Annotated in this window: 16 protein-coding genes and 1 pseudogene; 11 read left to right on the top strand and 6 right to left on the bottom strand. The window is 50.9% G+C overall.

All coding sequences use genetic code 11. From position 1 onward, the window contains the following. The first annotated feature begins 92 nt into the window (after positions 1-92). The 4 genes from ACLIBF_RS23510 (at position 93) to tyrS (ending at position 3,474) form a co-directional block, all read left to right on the top strand. Positions 93-371, top strand: a complete 279-nt coding sequence (locus tag ACLIBF_RS23510; RefSeq protein WP_448310802.1) for an EexN family lipoprotein — start codon at positions 93-95, stop codon at positions 369-371. Between the two features lie 54 nt (positions 372-425). Beyond that, the gene (locus tag ACLIBF_RS23515; RefSeq protein ID WP_448310803.1) at positions 426-656 is read left to right on the top strand and encodes an EexN family lipoprotein; all 231 of its coding nucleotides are present in this window, start codon (positions 426-428) and stop codon (positions 654-656) included. 414 nt (positions 657-1,070) lie between these two features. After that, positions 1,071-2,048: an IS110 family transposase gene (locus ACLIBF_RS23520; protein ID WP_448310804.1), complete on the top strand. Its 978-nt coding sequence runs from the start codon at positions 1,071-1,073 to the stop codon at positions 2,046-2,048. A gap of 223 nt (positions 2,049-2,271) precedes the next feature. Next, positions 2,272-3,474 (top strand): tyrosine--tRNA ligase, encoded by a 1,203-nt coding sequence (tyrS, locus tag ACLIBF_RS23525; RefSeq protein ID WP_448310805.1) that lies wholly within the window; start codon positions 2,272-2,274, stop codon positions 3,472-3,474. Between the two features lie 6 nt (positions 3,475-3,480). Here the strand turns inward: tyrS and ACLIBF_RS23530 are convergent, their stop codons facing one another. From ACLIBF_RS23530 to ACLIBF_RS23540, 3 genes are all read right to left on the bottom strand, one after another. Beyond that, positions 3,481-3,954 (bottom strand): TylF/MycF/NovP-related O-methyltransferase, encoded by a 474-nt coding sequence (locus ACLIBF_RS23530; protein WP_448310807.1) that lies wholly within the window; start codon positions 3,952-3,954, stop codon positions 3,481-3,483. 78 nt (positions 3,955-4,032) lie between these two features. After that, complete coding sequence (locus tag ACLIBF_RS23535) at positions 4,033-4,956, bottom strand: IS5 family transposase (RefSeq protein WP_001118645.1); 924 nt, start codon at positions 4,954-4,956, stop codon at positions 4,033-4,035. Between the two features lie 62 nt (positions 4,957-5,018). Continuing rightward, on the bottom strand, positions 5,019-5,432 hold the full coding sequence (locus ACLIBF_RS23540) for an Arc family DNA-binding protein (protein ID WP_448310808.1): 414 nt from the start codon (positions 5,430-5,432) through the stop codon (positions 5,019-5,021). Between the two features lie 321 nt (positions 5,433-5,753). On the opposite strand from ACLIBF_RS23540, the gene ACLIBF_RS23545 reads away from it, so the two are divergent. From ACLIBF_RS23545 to dinQ, 4 genes and pseudogenes are all read left to right on the top strand, one after another. Beyond that, the gene (locus ACLIBF_RS23545) at positions 5,754-6,146 is read left to right on the top strand and encodes a type IV conjugative transfer system pilin TraA (RefSeq protein WP_448310809.1); all 393 of its coding nucleotides are present in this window, start codon (positions 5,754-5,756) and stop codon (positions 6,144-6,146) included. Further along, a pseudogene (gene mobF / locus ACLIBF_RS23550) lies at positions 6,074-9,157 on the top strand (MobF family relaxase); the annotation flags it as partial. The gene ACLIBF_RS23545 and the pseudogene mobF, both read left to right, overlap by 73 nt. 29 nt (positions 9,158-9,186) lie before the next feature. Continuing rightward, positions 9,187-9,639, top strand: a complete 453-nt coding sequence (gene repA / locus ACLIBF_RS23555) for a plasmid replication initiator RepA (RefSeq protein WP_448310810.1) — start codon at positions 9,187-9,189, stop codon at positions 9,637-9,639. A 1,540-nt stretch (positions 9,640-11,179) separates the two neighbouring features. Then, positions 11,180-11,251, top strand: a complete 72-nt coding sequence (gene dinQ / locus ACLIBF_RS23560) for a damage-inducible type I toxin DinQ (RefSeq protein WP_132500306.1) — start codon at positions 11,180-11,182, stop codon at positions 11,249-11,251. 187 nt (positions 11,252-11,438) lie between these two features. On the opposite strand, the gene ACLIBF_RS23565 is transcribed toward dinQ, so the two are convergent. The 3 genes from ACLIBF_RS23565 to ACLIBF_RS23575 all read right to left on the bottom strand — a co-directional run bounded on the left by ACLIBF_RS23565 (position 11,439) and on the right by ACLIBF_RS23575 (position 13,459). Then, positions 11,439-11,687, bottom strand: coding sequence for a hypothetical protein (locus tag ACLIBF_RS23565; protein WP_132500292.1), 249 nt, complete (start codon positions 11,685-11,687; stop codon positions 11,439-11,441). 150 nt (positions 11,688-11,837) lie between these two features. Continuing rightward, the gene (locus ACLIBF_RS23570; RefSeq protein WP_448310812.1) at positions 11,838-12,209 is read right to left on the bottom strand and encodes a hypothetical protein; all 372 of its coding nucleotides are present in this window, start codon (positions 12,207-12,209) and stop codon (positions 11,838-11,840) included. A 356-nt stretch (positions 12,210-12,565) separates the two neighbouring features. Beyond that, positions 12,566-13,459 (bottom strand): RepB family plasmid replication initiator protein, encoded by an 894-nt coding sequence (locus ACLIBF_RS23575; RefSeq protein WP_448310813.1) that lies wholly within the window; start codon positions 13,457-13,459, stop codon positions 12,566-12,568. A 297-nt stretch (positions 13,460-13,756) separates the two neighbouring features. Here ACLIBF_RS23575 and ACLIBF_RS23580 point away from each other — a divergent pair, with 297 nt between their 5' ends. From ACLIBF_RS23580 to ACLIBF_RS23590, 3 genes are read left to right on the top strand one after another with little or no spacing between them, the layout of a single operon-like run. After that, a complete protein-coding gene (locus ACLIBF_RS23580) occupies positions 13,757-14,134 on the top strand; it encodes a S24 family peptidase (RefSeq protein WP_448310815.1) in 378 nt (125 codons plus the stop codon). A gap of 59 nt (positions 14,135-14,193) precedes the next feature. Next, positions 14,194-15,453 (top strand): translesion error-prone DNA polymerase V subunit UmuC, encoded by a 1,260-nt coding sequence (umuC, locus tag ACLIBF_RS23585; RefSeq protein WP_346458017.1) that lies wholly within the window; start codon positions 14,194-14,196, stop codon positions 15,451-15,453. Between the two features lie 41 nt (positions 15,454-15,494). Next, positions 15,495-15,752, top strand: coding sequence for a DNA polymerase III subunit theta (locus tag ACLIBF_RS23590; RefSeq protein WP_159222812.1), 258 nt, complete (start codon positions 15,495-15,497; stop codon positions 15,750-15,752). Positions 15,753-15,971: the final 219 nt, after the last annotated feature.

Genomic DNA, 15,971 nt, shown 5'->3' on the forward strand with positions numbered 1-15,971 from the left:
TCGGTAAAGCCCTAATACTGCCGAACCGTGCAACAGTGCGCGCTGCCGGGGTATAATTGCTGTCGCGATTTACTCACCAAAAGGAAGATATGATGAAAACGGGACTGCTTTCACTGAGCCTGCTGGCCGCCGTACTGCTTACCGGCTGCGATGCGGGCGCAAAAAGCCTTGAGTGGTATAAAGCGCATGATAAGGAACGCAGCGCCAAAGTTGAGGAATGCAGGAAAGCTTCTGATCCGCGCGGCACAGAAGACTGTCGCAACGCGATCGATGCGTCCGTTCGCGCCGATGGTAACATCACGTCCAGCAAGCCTCAGTCCTGGTCATTCGGTGACAAGCAAGACAGCACTAAGGATGGAAATACCCACTGATCCGCAGCCGGGCTATATTTGCTGTCGCTATTCATTCACCAAAAGGAAGATATGATGAAAACGGGACTGGTTCCACTGAGCCTGCTGACCGCCGTACTGCTTACCGGCTGCGATGCGGGCGCAAAAAGCCTGGAGTGGTATAAAGCGCATGATAAAGAGCGCACCGCTAAATATGAAGAATGCAGAAAAGCTTCCGATCCGCGCGGCACAGAAGACTGTCGCAACGCGATTGATGCCACTGTGCTTGGCGGCTCTTTTACAAAGAGTACTCCTAAGAGCTGGTAATCCACACAAGCCGCCGCAAGGCGGTTTTTTTACGCCCTTCTCCGGGCATTCGGTAAAATCATTGTCGGCCAAATCGGCCCTCTTAGATGAGGCCGGACGTCGTTATGCACACTCAATAAGGTTTTCGCTGCGCTCAGCTTTTACCGTGTCCGCTCTCCGGGCGTACACGATTGAAATCTCCGCCGTGTCCTCACTGTTGCCGGGCTGCGCGCCGGTCAAGGGTAACGCTACGCCTGCATGCTTGTATGTTGGGCAAGCCCCATTAAACTGGTAATTCGATGCTGCTGCACGACTGGCCTGCTGGGTTTAAAGCCCGAGGGTGAGCTGAACAGCGCAGCATTTTTCAGCACCAGCCCGAACAACTGCCTGGGCGGTTAACTCCAGCCCGAATTTTGCAAGATTGGGAGAACTGAAATGAACATGAAAGTCGTTATGGGTGTAGATATAGCCAAGAACAGCTTTGACGTGTGTGTGAGTGGATGTTCTGGCACATATCATTTTGAAAATTCTGCAAAAGGTTTTAAGGCGTTGCTGGAGTTGGTCAGCAGACACGCAATTAGCTTATTTGTTGTTGAAGCAACAGGTAACTACCACAGAGCGCTTGTAGAGTCATTAGAAGTGCATGGTTTCCAAGTTGCTGTCGTTAATCCCCGCCTGATAAAGAACTTCAGTCGTGCGTTGGGACTTCGGTCAAAAACTGACGTGCAGGATGCCAGACTAATCTGTGAATATGGCATGCGTATGGAGCCGCCGGTAAGAGAGATGCCTGATAAGGAGCTACTGAAGCTTAAAGCAATGGTAAGTCGCCGGCGTCAGCTTGTGGCTAATCGCACAATGGAAAAAAATCGTCTCGAAGCACAAACAGAACAAGAAATTAAGTCTGATATACGCCGCCACATCCAGTGGTTAACCTCTGAAATAAAGCGCATTGACGAAGTTCTCGCTGAAAGGCTTAGGAAAATCCCTGTACTGAAAGAGAAAGTGGAGCTGCTCAGGGAAGTTAAAGGGGTAGGGCCGGTTGTAATGGCAGCATTACTTACTCAGGTGCCTGAACTGGGTATGCTCGATCGCCGTAAGATAAGTGCGCTTATTGGACTATGTCCTTACTCCAGGGATAGTGGGAATTTTCGCGGGCGCAGGATGATATGGGGCGGCCGATCTGATATCCGTTCAATGTTGTATATGGCCGTACTTTCGGCTGTACGCTACAACCCGGAAATCAAAGCTTTTTATGAAAACCTGACATCCAGAGGCAAAGTTTTCAAGGTTGCCATGACGGCCTGTATGCGGAAACTGATAACCATCATCAATGCGATAATCCGGGATGGTGAGAAAAAGCAGTCTTTAGGGCTCCCGATTGGGCATAAGAATCTTTGTCTGTTTACAGAATGACGTTTTTAAGGGACGGCTACTGACCGGAGTTGATGTCCGCTAAGCGCCAACTCTAGTCATTCAAACTTTACAATCTGCTACATCCTTATGAAGCCCGAGGTACTTAATTTTCACAAAAATTAGAGATGGCATGATGATATGTTCATAAAAAATGTAGATTTCTTGACAAGATGGTATGCCCATAAATATGGTGAGTAAATCTTGAACATTTTATGGTGCCTACATGGATATTAACAATGTAACTGAAATGCTGTCTAAAAACGTAGCGATCCTGGAACCAACTAATGGTCTACATGCAAAATTGACCACAGCATTGAAAGAAGATCGCCGCCTCGTGATCAAATTGGGATTTGACCCAACCGCACCTGACCTCCATCTGGGGCATGCAGTGGTGCTACGTAAACTCAAGCAGTTCCAGGATGCAGGGCATCGCATTGTTATCATCATAGGTGATTTTACTGCGTCTATCGGTGACCCAACCGGACGAAATAAACTGCGCCCTCCTCTAGGAGAGGACGATATCCTCAGGAACAGTCAAACCTATATTGATCAGTTAGGCAAAATCTTGGACATAACGCGGATCGAAGTTCGTAGAAATTCTGAATGGTTTAATGCGATGCAATTTGCGGACATTATTAAACTCGTTTCACGCGTTACTTTAGCTCAGATGATGCAACGGGACGATTTTAAACAACGCTTCCATTCATCATCACCTGTGCATCTGCATGAGCTCCTCTATCCGGTTTTGCAAGGATATGATTCTGTTATGATCCACTCTGATATCGAACTTGGGGGAACCGACCAGCTGTTCAATAATCTGGTCGGCCGGTCCCTACAGGAAACTTTCGGCATACCGGGTCAGGCTGTCATTACATTACCCCTTCTGCCGGGTCTTGATGGGCACGAAAAAATGAGCAAATCAAAAAATAACTATATTGCGCTCATGGACAGCCCAGAAGACATGTTTGGAAAAGTAATGTCACTGCCCGACATTCTGGTACCAGATTATTTTCATCTTGCGACCAACCTCCCAGATGAGACGGTCAGTCGTATGCTTGCGGAGCGTGACAGCGGTCTTCACCCCATGGAGCTCAAAATAACTCTGGCACATACATTGGTCAGTGAATATCACGACGATGAGGCGGCAGAACGAGCTAAAGCCCATTTCCAGCGCGTCTACCAGCAGCATCGTCCCGCAGAGGAGGACCATGAGTCCTTAGATATCAGCAATACGGCAGCCATCAGCTTGCTCGAACTCTGCAGTCTGGCCATCCACGATGTCAGTCGTTCTGAGCTCAGGCGGCTCATTCGTTCTGGTGCTGTTCGGATTAACCAAGAAAAGCAAATGGATGAACACCTCACATTTATGCCGGCTAAAGGCACGCTATTGTGGGTGGGAAAACGTCATCGATACATAATCCGCTAGGTCGGGTCAGCGTTCGAAGGGCGGCTTGGTGATTTTAACCAGCTTCCCTTTTCGTATTCCCTCAAGGAAAGGGCACGTATACCCCAGTTCCGTTTCCCAGAAGTATTTGTCCTCAAGCAGCTCAAGTATTAAAGGCAGGTGTCCATCCTGTGAGTAAATACTGCCTCCTGGTGCTAACCTGGGATAAATAGCAGCCAGACATTGTCGCGTTGAGAGAAGAAGGTCTACATCAATATATGCAGCAGCAACCGGTGAGGGGCAGTTTTTCATCGTCTCTTCAAACCATCCCGGAATAAAGGTGCAGGCGTCGATATTTCCGTAGGTAGCCACGTTCTGCCTATCCTGGTTATCATTCAGCAGTTGCTGAAGGTTCCTATCATTGACATGAGACAGGGCTTTGTCGAAATCCGTCACGCCTCTGAGAGCAAGTAAGCTGACATCTGAAGCATGATAAGTAGCAATTGCTGCTGGTCCGGTCATGGACTGGGTTTTAGCATAGGCAAGGCTTTGTTGAATAAATAAGATTTCTTGCGAACGACCCTGTAGCTGGCTGGATTTTCAGGCAATACGCACGCTTTCTGGCATCCCAGCCTTTGTCATCCTGTTCAACGCACGCACCATGGCCATAGCTTCCGCTACCTGACCATCGTAGTCACGCAGCGTCAGTGAATCTCCCAACAACTGCTTCATTCTGTACATTGCCGTTTCCGCTATCGAGCGACGGTTATATTCCGTTGTCCATTTCCACCGTGCATTGCTTCCGCTCAGCCGCTGATTAGCAACGGCACGGTTGCGGTCTGCGTACTCACCGGGCCAGTAACCTGCTCCTTTTCGGGGAGGAATAAGCGCGCTGATTTTTTTGCGGCGCAGTTCATCGTGACAGAGCCGGGTATCGTAAGCCCCGTCTGCCGCGGCTGCCCTGATTTTTCTGTGAGTCTGCCGGATAAGGCCCGGGAAGGCTTCTGAGTCCGTGACGTTATTCAGCGACAGGTCTGCACAGACAACTTCATGTGTGTTGCTGTCAACAGCAAGATGCAACTTTCGCCAGATACGACGGCGCTCTTTGCCGTGCTTTCTGACTTTCCATTCGCCTTCACCAAAGACCTTCAGCCCGGTGGAATCAATCACCAGGTGTGCGATTTCACCCCGGGTGGACGTTTTGAAACTGACATTAACCGACTTTGCCCGCTTACTGACACTGGTGTAATCCGGGCAGCGCAACGGAACGTTCATCAGGGCAAAAATGGAATCAATAAAACCCTGCGCAGCCCGCAGGGTCAGCCGGAATACGCGTTTAATCACCAGAACGGTGGTGATGGCGAGATCAGAATAGCGCTGGGGCCTTCCTCGTGATGAAGGCGTTGCCGACTCATACCAGGCCTGAATCGCCTCATCATCCAGCCAGAAAGTGAGGGAGCCACGGTTGATGAGAGCTTTGTTGTAGGTGGACCAGTTGGTGATTCTGAACTTTTGCTTTGCCACGGAATGGTCTGTGTTGTCGGGAGGATGCGTGATCTGATCCTTCAACTCAGCAAAAGTTCGATTTATTCAACAAAGCCCCGCCTGACCTCTTCGTTTTCGGGCAGCTGCTGCTCCGTTAAATAGTTAAGCGAATCCAGCAGGCGCTCCTGTATTTCCATGTTCATACTCCGGCGGTTAAATCTCGCGCTGATTTCCATATCCCGCCGCAGGTTTTCGGGAAAGCTGCTGCTGAACGCACGGTTCTTTCCGGGAACGAACGGTTTCTTTTCTGCCTGCATCGTTTCATCCGGCTGATATTCCTCCCGGATAACATCCAGCCGGGACTGAATAAATTCATCAAACATCCTTGCCAGCGCAACCAGCCGCTGACCATCATCCGTTTTAATAATATGCCTGCGGGGCGAGAAGTGCATCGACGCAATAAGCCGGCTGATAATCTCATCGTTCGTGGTATATCGCCTGACGCGTGCCGCCACGCGCAGTTCCATCAGAAGATTTTCCGGCAGCCACAGTTTCCGGTACTGCATTTCTCCTCTGGCATATTTCCGCGGACGGCCACGGCCGTCACCCATTTTCTCTTTTACTTTCATGTTTCAGTACCGCCCTACGAGGCTTACCCTGGTCAGGCTGCAAGCGTACGCCACGCTCTTTCAGGATTAATCCTAAAAAAATGCAAAGTAACCCTTAAAAGTGTGACATGCGTCACAGATTTTTTTTTGAGAAAATGTACACTTACGGCGCGTTACGTCCGTTTACGCACACTGACATTTCTTTAACTCAAACCGAGGGTTTTACTCATGAAAGTTGTCACGTCACACCCTGTACTCGTGCAGGGGTCTGCGGAAGCCTGCCCGCTGCACAGCGAAGCGGCGCAAGGGGGACTTATCGGCATCTTACGGCACGCCTTTAGTCTCCTTTACCGTCATCGCGCTAACGTGCTGCTGGTCTGCCTTGCCGTCGCTGTTTTTGCTTTGCCGCATCTGGCAGGCGCAGAGGACCTGCTGGCCAGCCAGAAGGCTGACGCCAAGGATACGTTTGGCCACGGCAGCACCGTGGAGTGGGGGCTGTACATCGCTGAAATCATTCTTTCAGTGGGCGCTTACATCAAGGTGCGTAACTGGGCCTTGAGGGGCCGGTTGACCTGGATACCTTCACGGCCATTCTGCACGGCAATCTGCCTAACGGCGTGACGCTGGGTAAGGAGGTGCAGGGTGAACACGTGCACCGCCCGGGTCACGACTTTACCTTTTCGGCACCCAAAAGCGTCTCAATGCTTATTCTTGCCGGCGGCGACAAACGCCTGCTGGAGGCGCACCACGATGCGGTAAAAGAGACGCTGGCTATCATGGAGCAGACGGTAAGTGCCCGTGACACGAAGGAGGGCGTCACGCGCATCGTAACCAGCGGTAAAATGGTCGCCGCGCTGTTCACGCACGACACCTCGCGCAACCTCGATCCGCAGATCCACACCCACGCGGTGGTGGCTAACGTTACGGAGCTGGACGGCAAGTGGAAGGCGCTGGCCACTGACACCATTCACGGTGCCGGCTTCATCGAGACGGCGTACCGCAACCAGATAACGTACGGCAAAATCTACCGCAACGTGCTGAAGGGCAAGGCTGAGGCGATGGGTTATGAAACCCTCCCCACCGGCGGCCGTCACGATTTGTGGGAGATAAAGGGCTTTACGGAAGCGGTGCTGGATGAGTTCTCCTCGCGCCATCGGGAAATTCACGCGCGCGCCGGCGAAGACGCCTCGCTGAAAAGCCGCGACGTGGCCGCGCTCGATACCCGCCAGCGCAAGCAGGATATCAGCCGCTATGGCGAAGACGAAACCGCACCGGTACGCACCCGGCCTGAACCCTCCGCCGTATCCGTGCCGGAGCACGTGGTGGCTGCAACGGAAAAAGCGGCTGCAACAGCGGATAAAGAGCCAACAACACCGTCAGCACAGGATAAAAATGTGGCGATTGCCCGGCCCGGACCATCCCATGTGCACGAGCAGACTGAGCCCGCGCCGGAGCGTGCGGCGGCTGACACCGAAAAAGCCCCTGCAAACGCGGATAAGGCACTCTCAACGCCATCAGCACAGGTTAAAGATGAGCCGATCGCCAAGCCCGAAACTGCCGATGGCAGGGCCCGGCTACAGGCGCGCTGGCAGCGACAGATGGATGACGCCGGCTTTGATATTCAGGGCGTCATGAATGAAGCCCGCGAACGCGAAAAGTCCCGGCCTGAAGCCGGTAAAGCGCAGGATATACCCGGGCTGGCTGTGCAGGCGGTCCGCATCGCCATTTCCGTTCTGAGCGATAACAAGACGCGGTTTACTTACGGGGATCTGCTGCTGACCGCACATAACGCCAGTGAACTGCAGAACAGTATTCCGGATCTGCGCAGGGCGCTGGACCAGGCAATTCATGACAACCTGCTCGTTCCTCTCGACGGTGATAAAGGCGTGTTTACTTCGCACATTCACCTGCTTGACGAGCTGTCGGTGCAGTCGCTGGCAGCGGATATTCTGAAAGAGAACAGGGTGGTAAATTTCAGCCTCACCGGCAGCCCGGTCCCCGGACACCTTGAGCACGTTGTCCGGGAACCTGCCGTTATCATCAACGCACCCGCATCAGTCGGGCGTCTGCGTGAAGTCACAGAGGAGCTGGTGACAATGTCACGTGAACAGGGGCGTGAGGTCAGCGTGCTGACCAGTTCCGCCGAGCGCGCACTCAGCTTTGCCAAATCACCTGAGCTTAAAGACCGGCTTCTCCACCGCAGCCGGATGCTTGATGGCACCTTCAGCCTCACGCCACAGAGTACGGTCATCGTGGAAGGTGCTGAAAAGCTCAGCCTTAAAGAGATGCTGGTGCTCACCGGTGAGGCCCAGGTGCAGAATGCGCAGCTGCTGTTTCTGGACAGCGCCGGGCGGCAGTCAAACACCAGTGCCCTTTCCGTGCTGACCGCAGCGGGCGTAAAACGACAGAGCCTGAACGCACCGCCTGACGGAATTGAGGTCCGCGTGACCAGTATTCAGGACAAGCGCGACCGCTATCAGGCGCTGGCAGAGCGTTTTGCCGGAATGGACCCCGCGGACGGCCCCGTCACGGCTGTTGTGGCCGGTCCGCGCGAGCAGGCCCAGCTGACCGGTGTCATCCGGAATGCACTGCAGGATGCCGGCAGGCTGGGGCAGGAGTCGGTCAGCATCGTGGCGCGTACGCCGGTCTTTACGACAGCCAAAGAGCGCCGTCTCCCTCAGACCTACCGCGCCGGTATGGTGCTGGAAGATCGGTCGGAGAAAAATGAAACACGTCACTACGTCATCGACCGCGTGCATGACGAGACCCGCATGCTCTCCCTGATTGACGGGGACGGTGTGCTGTCACGGGTGAAGCTCAGCGCACTCTCAGGCGACTGGCGGCTGTTTACACAGAATGCGATGAATGTTGCCGCCGGAGAGCGACTGTTTGCGCTCGCTGGCGATAAACATACGGGGCTGAAGGCGCGCGATCGCCTCACGGTCAATGCCATTGAAAACGGGTCACTTGTCGTGCAGCGCGAAGGACAAAAAAAACCGCTGCGACTGGATGCGTCAGGCCCGCTTTACGTCACTTACGGATACGTCAGCACGCCTGGCAGCCGTGACAACGAGCGGGGTACGGTGCTGGCAAGTCTTGGCGCACAGGATCTGTCGGCGAACATGATTAATGCGCTGGCGCAGTCCGGCCATGAGGCGGAGATTTTTACCGGCGAAGCCCTGAGCCGGGCGGAAGAAAAGCTTGGCCGGCTGCGCTCAACGCGCTCGCCGTTATCGCTTGTCCGGCAGGCCAGCGGAAAAGAAGATGCCAGTGAGGCCGTGGACGCGCTCAATAAGCAGCTGCTCTCTGACGCGCAGAAAGCCGTTACGCGCAGCGTGGCGCAGATGCGTGATGTCGCTTTCCCGTGGACGAAACTGCTTGAGGAGGCCCTGACGTTCAACGCTGACCTGAAGCTTATTGAAAACGAAATTGCCCGGCAGGTTAAAGAAGGTGATCTCATTCGGGTGCAGGCCGGATCAGAAACCCGCTTCGTTGCGCGGTCTACGTGGGAGATGGAAAAGGCCATCCTCGGTGAAATCGAACGGGGCAAAAACACGCAGGTGCCGCTGATGGCACAGGTGGACCCCGCTCTCCTGTCAGGCCTGACTCAGGGGCAGAAAGAGGCCACCTCCCGGAACTGGCACGATTTGGCCTTATCGAAATGCCTGACCTTGAATGGGACCCGATCGAACAGTACTGGATGCCCCGCCATATCATTCTCACCGAGCGTTTCTGGCAGCTGTGCGGCGTCAACATGGATAAGCTGCTGCTGCAGCGAAACCTGCGCATTGAGGCCGAGGAGGAAGGGATAGTTGAACCCGGCACGCGTGACTCCGTCCGGGCCGCCCGCCGGCGCTGGTATGAAAAAGCCCGTATGGCGACGCTTCTGAGCCGGCGTGAAAAGGCCGTACGTGAGAAGCGCCGTAATAAACTGGGCAGGCTTCCGCTCGATGAGCGGCGCAGCACGATGGCCAGCTGGCTCATCCGCACGCGGCCAAACCACGAACTGATCAACCTTGACGCTGACGGCTTCGACCGCCTGGTGTGGCAGCATCTTAACCAGCTGGAGCTGGGCCTCGGCTACGAACCCGTACCTCCCGACGTCGTTCACTGACGTTTTCCCGCCCGACGTTAACCGCCTTGACTGGCGGTAAAGTCGTTTGTCCCGCGTACAGAATGCCCGGTTTTCCGTTCTGCCGGCATGCCATTCAGGCTACGATCGCCGCAATAATACACCCGTTTCCGGTGCTGCTTTTTTTAATCCACATTTACCCGCAATCGGAAAGTTAACCTTACCTGCAAATGAGTCTGAGGTTACCCGCAAGACATTCCTGACCTTCGGTCAGTAAAGAAATAATCAAAAAGAAAATAAGGTTTTCAGTCCGGCCGCTCAGAGGATAAATAATAAGGCCTTCGCTTGCAGCGGCCGCAGGCGTCCGCGCCGCTCAGGATCTCTTAAATACCTCCCGCTGCCGCGGGCCTCGGATTGTAAAGTTAGTTACAACAACCATATATTCACTGTAGTAAGCAACCGAGCAGGTCTGAAACACAGTGCCCCTCTCAGGCCAGACCTGAGCCGGACCTGAAACCCGGTTGCCCCCACTGACCAGCCCCGGCCGCCCGGCCCGAAGGGCCGGAACTGCAGTGGCTGATTAATGGGTGTTGTAACTAAAAATTCGAGTAGCTGTCAATGGGTGCCGCGGTTTCTTTCTTTCGTCTTCGACCATCCAACTTCAGTACGCCTGACAGGCCGCTGCTTCAACGGCGTCTGGCAGGGCATGGTTGGATTTGCGCGATATATGCGTCAGGAAGCGGCTGCGCCGCGCTACCGGCGCCGTTCAGCTGCGGGATAATATGTGGCTACAGTTGGCGCCTCCATCCCGCTATGCGGCATTAGGGGCCTACCAGCCAAAATAGTGGGCAGTTTGGATATCGAAAATTTTTGTACGTTTAGGCTGCCTTTTGACTAGTCGGGCGCAGAGCCTAGCTTGTAATTGGGTCAGTGATGGCGACCTGAAGGGGGAGATCTGAAGCAACGCCATACTCAGCATCAGAACGCCCAGGTTAAATGCGACATTTTACACCGGGGTGAAGAGTCCTTGTTTCAGATCAAAAATGCTGCGATTTAAGATCTGCAATCACCACATATAGTCAATAGAATCTCATTAACACACTGCATGTTGATTACTTAACGGCTTTTGAATAAATGGGAATAGCGGATTTCGGGCGTAAAAAAACCCGACTGGTGAGGCCGGGTTTTTTTACTTTTCCGGTGCGGAGGTGGTGCTCTGACCGGAGGAGAACGCTCTACATCTAACGTGTTTAATTATATCCCTGGCGCAGTAGATTGCAACTTGTGCCAGTTGCACAGTGCACTACAACGCACTTGAAGGCACTGGACATACTCAGCGGTTTTAGTGGATTGATAGAGGAGGCGCGGTATAATCAGCAGGTTAGCTCTGTATTTCGCTCCTCCTGATTTAAGCCCTGCAACGGGTATGAAGGTTTTGTAAGTCCTGGCTGAAAAACAGGTGGTGCTGTTTCAGTGCTCTGGCAGGAGGAGAACGCTCTACATCTAACAATGAGAGAGCCGCGACCACAGGCAGTGTAAGAGTACGTCGCGGTGTTACTCCTCCGGGAAACTGGAGAAACGCATGATTGATAAAGCAATCATGGTTCTGAAAGCACTTATCGTGCTTCTGGAACTGATCCGTATCTTCTTCTGAAGATAGTGGAAACGTAGATAAGGCCGTGGGTTACCGCCCCACGGCCTTTAACAATTTAGATCCCTGATTTTAGTTTCGATACGGCAGGAAAGCCCTGCTAGCATGCACAGGGGATGAGTAAGATATGTTTTGGTAAATACTGTAGCTGGCTTTAAATCAGCTATTCAAGACGCACGAAAGCTATTGCTTAATAGGCATTTACGAGTGTTTCAATCAGCTTAGTTTGATTAGCTATCTCTTCCTTAACTCCAGCCATACGCTCGTAAGCATTTCTTGCCTTTTCGTCCCTGGCTTTTTCTATCGTTTGATCATTTCCCATATAGTGTGCTGAATGTTCATTCGCTTTATCGAATTCACGTTCTACCTTGTCTAAATCTTCAATCAACTTCGACAGTTTTTCTTTGGCAGCATCAAGCTCAATCTTTTTACTATTCATTTGAATTCCTGCATGAAATGAAGTTATGCCTGCTAATGTAAATAAGCTCTTTTAGCATAATTTTAGAGATTGGATTTATCATAGTCTCATTGAGATTTTATGGTAAAGACAAAAGCTGCGTACAGCTTAAAAGAAGCTAAGAGCATAGGCTTAGATGATGTTATCAGACAGCAATTTGTTTATCTCTTTAGCCTTCCCTACCCGAAAATCGAATGCGTGTGTACAGCCTTTAGCAGACAGAACGCGATACAGTTCGTAGATAAGATCCCGGTTAGGCCCTTCGCCAGTCTCAGCCTTTTCTAACGCCAGTGGTGAGGCGCTGACGAACACTACATGGTGCGGGCAATTAAGCTGCAGCACAGCATCAATCATGCCCTGAATCTGGCTGCGCTTATAAGTCGTGTCTTCGTAGTTAAAGATGAACGGCGTTTTCCGGGAGCCCTGTTCGATCAGTACGCGCGCGAAGCCAAGTCGAGTATGCGGGTCACCACTACCTGTTACGTATATTTGAGCTGTTACCATTCCGACTAAACACTCCATACAAGTTATGTTGATTCATACCCTGAGCTGGGGAGGATCGTAAACGTCATTTTCATGCAGTCAGTTTGATAAAGGCGGTTACTTTCATAAGTAATCTCACTTTCATCCTAGTACAGCGGTTACTTTCATAAGGCAGACCTCAAAGGCGGTCACTTTCATAAATTTTCGCTCTCCAAAACACCATTTGGGCGGTTTTTGTGGAGCACACTGTGTCCCGTAGAGCCTTTCTTATGAAAGCACCCTACCTTACCGGCACTGATTTATGAAAGTACCCTACTCTGCGAGGAGGCCTTATGAAAGTACCCTACCCTGCGCAGCAGCCGTTATGAAAGTGACCGCTATTTTTTGGCTGCTCGTCCAATCGCCTGAAGTTTTGGCGAACGGCTATTGATAACAAACATGATTTCCCTGCCTTTTTTGTACTCAGTGACATCGAGATAACCAATCCTGACTAAGTCAGCCAGGGCGCGCCTGATAATGGCATTCTGATCCTTTATCTGCGATTCAAGAGCAAGGCGCTCACGAAAGCGTTTCATTGAGATATACAAAGGGCCTGCGGGCATACTTTCCAGGTACACATAGAGCGATTGCGCTGCTTCCTTCCTCGCCAGTTCTGAAAGCGCTTTTAAGCCGAGCAAAACCTTATGATCGTAACGATAAAGTTCCCATAGACTACTATCTCCGACAATTTCAACCTGGTCAGTTTCATAGTCAAGAACTGCTCGTTGAACGAGATGGGTCACAAGGGATTTTTTTGAATTTTTACCACGAAATGAGAGAGTTACACTGGAAAGATTAAAGAGAGAGTCATGCAAGCGTGCGCGGGCTCGTCCGTTGATATCCGTGGGTTTTAGACCGCACATTCGGGCGAACTCAGAGAAAGGTAACGTGATTTTTTCGCTGCTATAGCCATACTTTGAAAAGGCAGAAATTACGCCTATCCATGTTTTAAAATCAGTGGACATGCTTAGCTTTGCCCCCTGGATTTTAATATCGGTGTAACCTTCCTGTCTTGCTACTTCCAGACTTGATAGTTCTTCGGAAGCATCGATCAGGAAGTCGCGTTTACCCTTTTCTTTGGGTGCGACAGGTGTGAATACGCTGAGACGAAGTAGCGCAACAGGCTGAACAGATTTGTTGCTGTTTGGCGTCAGTTCATAACTTGTGTTGGACTCTTTTTTAATGATGCAAAAAGGGCTTTCTATCTCACTGTTTTCCTGAATTTTTTCCATTTATCCACACCGAATGAGTAAATAACACCCAGATTTATGAAAGTAACCGCTTTTGGATTATGAAAGTAACCGCCTAATTTATGAAAGTAAACGCTTTTCTTATGAAAGTAAACGCTAAAATTATGAAAGTGACCGCCTTAAGTGATATTTTTTATTTAACTATCAATTGGTTATAGAGATGGTGATCTCTATTGATCTCTACTTGATCTCTATATGATCTAAAAGAATTGATCTATCAACTGGATATGTGGATAAAAATTTTCTAACTCCCTTAATTTTAAGCATATTGGAGCTGAAATGGCTTTTCAGAATCCTGCACAAAACTTTGCAGAACAGCGACTGAATCTGGGTGATCTGGTCTCGCTATCTCCTCATTCAACGTTCCTTGTGCGTAGCGACAGTAGTTATCCTGAAGCTGGAATTTTGCAGGGCTCAGTTCTGGCCATTGATCGTGCACTTACTCCACAACACAGGCACATCATTGTCGCTGAGGTTGAGGGAGAGCTTGTACTGCGCAGGCTTCTTATAAAACCTGTTCCAGCCCTTCAGGAGCTAAGCGGCGATGAAACCATTACTTTGCTCGATGAAAGTCAGGAACTGCCTGTCTGGGGCGTTGTAGCTTATGCACTTAATGACATTGCAGGATTGGGTTTTAACAATCCGTCTGGTGACTGACACTAACAAGCTATGAGGTTTACTATCTGTTATGAGTGACACTAAGCCGGAGATTAAAGATGTTTGCACTGGCCGATGCCAATAATTTCTATGCGTCCTGCGAAACGGTGTTTCGTCCCGATTTGTTAGGTAAACCCATATGTGTAGTGTCAAACAATGATGGCTGCGTGATTGCCCGTTCTGCAGAAGCCAAGCGCATGGGTATTAAAATGGGTGCTCCGCTTTTCAAAAATGAACGCTACTTTCGGGAGAATGGCGTCTATATCTTTAGCTCTAACTACGCTCTGTATGGCGACATGTCTGCCAGAATGATGGCTATCTTAGGTGAAATGGCACCAGGCCAGGAAATTTACTCGATTGATGAAAGTTTTCTGGATGTCAGCGGCATTTCGTCGTATATGCCTCTGGAAGACTTTGGCTTGCAGATGCGGAGTCGAGTGAAGAAAGAAATAGGACTGACGATCGGCGTTGGTTTTGGACCCTCAAAGACACTGGCTAAGCTTGCTAATTTTGCTGCTAAAAAATGGACGCAAACAGGAGGTATCGTCAATTTAACCAGCCCGGAGCGCCAGAGAAAATTACTCACACTGGTAAGCGTCGATGACATCTGGGGAATTGGAGGCAAACTGAGTAAGCGACTGCATACAATGGGTATTAGTACAGCGCTCCAGCTGGCCGATAGTAACATCAGCATGATCCGGAAAAGCTTCGATGTGATAGTTGAGCGTACGGTTCGCGAACTCAACGGTGAATCCTGTTTGGCTCTGGAAGATGCCCCGCCGCCAAAGCAGCAGATTGTTGTGAGCCGCAGTTTCGGACAACGTGTCACCAGTATCGAAGACCTGCAGCAGGCTGTAGTAACGTATGCCACGCGTGCCAGTGAAAAGCTCAGGGAACAGGGCTCAAAGTGTCAGCACGTCAGTGTGTCAGTCAATACAGGACGATACGGGAACGAACCACAGTATGCCAACTCAGCCGCTATGACATGCGAATATCCAACCAGCGACACACGGGACATTATCGGTCTGGCATTGTTAGCTCTCGACGCAATATGGCGCGACGGATACCGGTATGCGAAAGCGGGTGTCACCTTGGGGGATTTTTATCAGTCAGGTGTTGCACAGCTGGACATGTTCAGTCAGCAGCTGCCGCGCGCAAACGCGGATGCTCTGATGTCGGCTGTGGATCAGATAAACCGTTCGGGGCTTGGTAAGGTGTGGTTTGCTGGACAGGGAACAGACAACGTATGGAAAATGAAACGCGAGATGCTTTCGCCACGTTACACCACCTGCCTGAGCGAAACTCTAAGAGTAAAATAAAGTATGTGCTTAAAGATCAACACGAAAACAGGGCCTGACAGATGACAGAACGCAGTCAGCATAACATAGCAAAACGTTCAGCCGATGAGCGTGAACGAGTCAACATTGATTTGGCAGCTTCCGGCGTTGCATATAAAGAGCGGATGAACAAACCAGTATTGGCTGCTGAGGTTGAACTTCAGCAGCCAGAGAAGTGGCGAGAATACTTTCGCGAACGTCTGGCATTTTACAGGAATGCTGCTCTCCAGTTTCCTCGCGGGAATGATCCTGTGTATGTAAAGCAGGAAGAAGATAAATAGCCTTTCTTCTCCTTTTACATAAGTACCGAAGCGCTTAATTATCATTTAATCCGCACTTCGGATTGATATTTTTATTGTATTTTCCTATGCGTTTTTTAAAGGTTTTTAGTCCAGAAGGCCTGAAAGAAGTTGCTTCCTTATTTCATTGTACGCTCGCTCTCCCCCATCCCAAATCTTGGATGCATAATTAATTTTCGCGTAAACTTTCAAAAACTCATC

Source organism: Pantoea sp. PGP6 (assembly GCF_053474785.1).

Excerpts from the sequence above, each read along its gene's own strand:
- ACLIBF_RS23510 (WP_448310802.1), top strand. The coding sequence starts at position 93 with ATGAAAACGGGACTGCTTTCACTGAGCCTGCTGGCCGCCGTACTGCTT.
- ACLIBF_RS23515 (WP_448310803.1), top strand. The coding sequence starts at position 426 with ATGAAAACGGGACTGGTTCCACTGAGCCTGCTGACCGCCGTACTGCTT.
- ACLIBF_RS23520 (WP_448310804.1), top strand. The coding sequence starts at position 1,071 with ATGAACATGAAAGTCGTTATGGGTGTAGATATAGCCAAGAACAGCTTT.
- tyrS (WP_448310805.1), top strand. The coding sequence starts at position 2,272 with ATGGATATTAACAATGTAACTGAAATGCTGTCTAAAAACGTAGCGATC.
- ACLIBF_RS23530 (WP_448310807.1), bottom strand. The coding sequence starts at position 3,954 with ATGACCGGACCAGCAGCAATTGCTACTTATCATGCTTCAGATGTCAGC.
- ACLIBF_RS23545 (WP_448310809.1), top strand. The coding sequence starts at position 5,754 with ATGAAAGTTGTCACGTCACACCCTGTACTCGTGCAGGGGTCTGCGGAA.
- repA (WP_448310810.1), top strand. The coding sequence starts at position 9,187 with ATGCCTGACCTTGAATGGGACCCGATCGAACAGTACTGGATGCCCCGC.
- ACLIBF_RS23565 (WP_132500292.1), bottom strand. The coding sequence starts at position 11,687 with ATGAATAGTAAAAAGATTGAGCTTGATGCTGCCAAAGAAAAACTGTCG.
- ACLIBF_RS23570 (WP_448310812.1), bottom strand. The coding sequence starts at position 12,209 with ATGGTAACAGCTCAAATATACGTAACAGGTAGTGGTGACCCGCATACT.
- ACLIBF_RS23575 (WP_448310813.1), bottom strand. The coding sequence starts at position 13,459 with ATGGAAAAAATTCAGGAAAACAGTGAGATAGAAAGCCCTTTTTGCATC.
- ACLIBF_RS23580 (WP_448310815.1), top strand. The coding sequence starts at position 13,757 with ATGGCTTTTCAGAATCCTGCACAAAACTTTGCAGAACAGCGACTGAAT.
- umuC (WP_346458017.1), top strand. The coding sequence starts at position 14,194 with ATGTTTGCACTGGCCGATGCCAATAATTTCTATGCGTCCTGCGAAACG.
- ACLIBF_RS23590 (WP_159222812.1), top strand. The coding sequence starts at position 15,495 with ATGACAGAACGCAGTCAGCATAACATAGCAAAACGTTCAGCCGATGAG.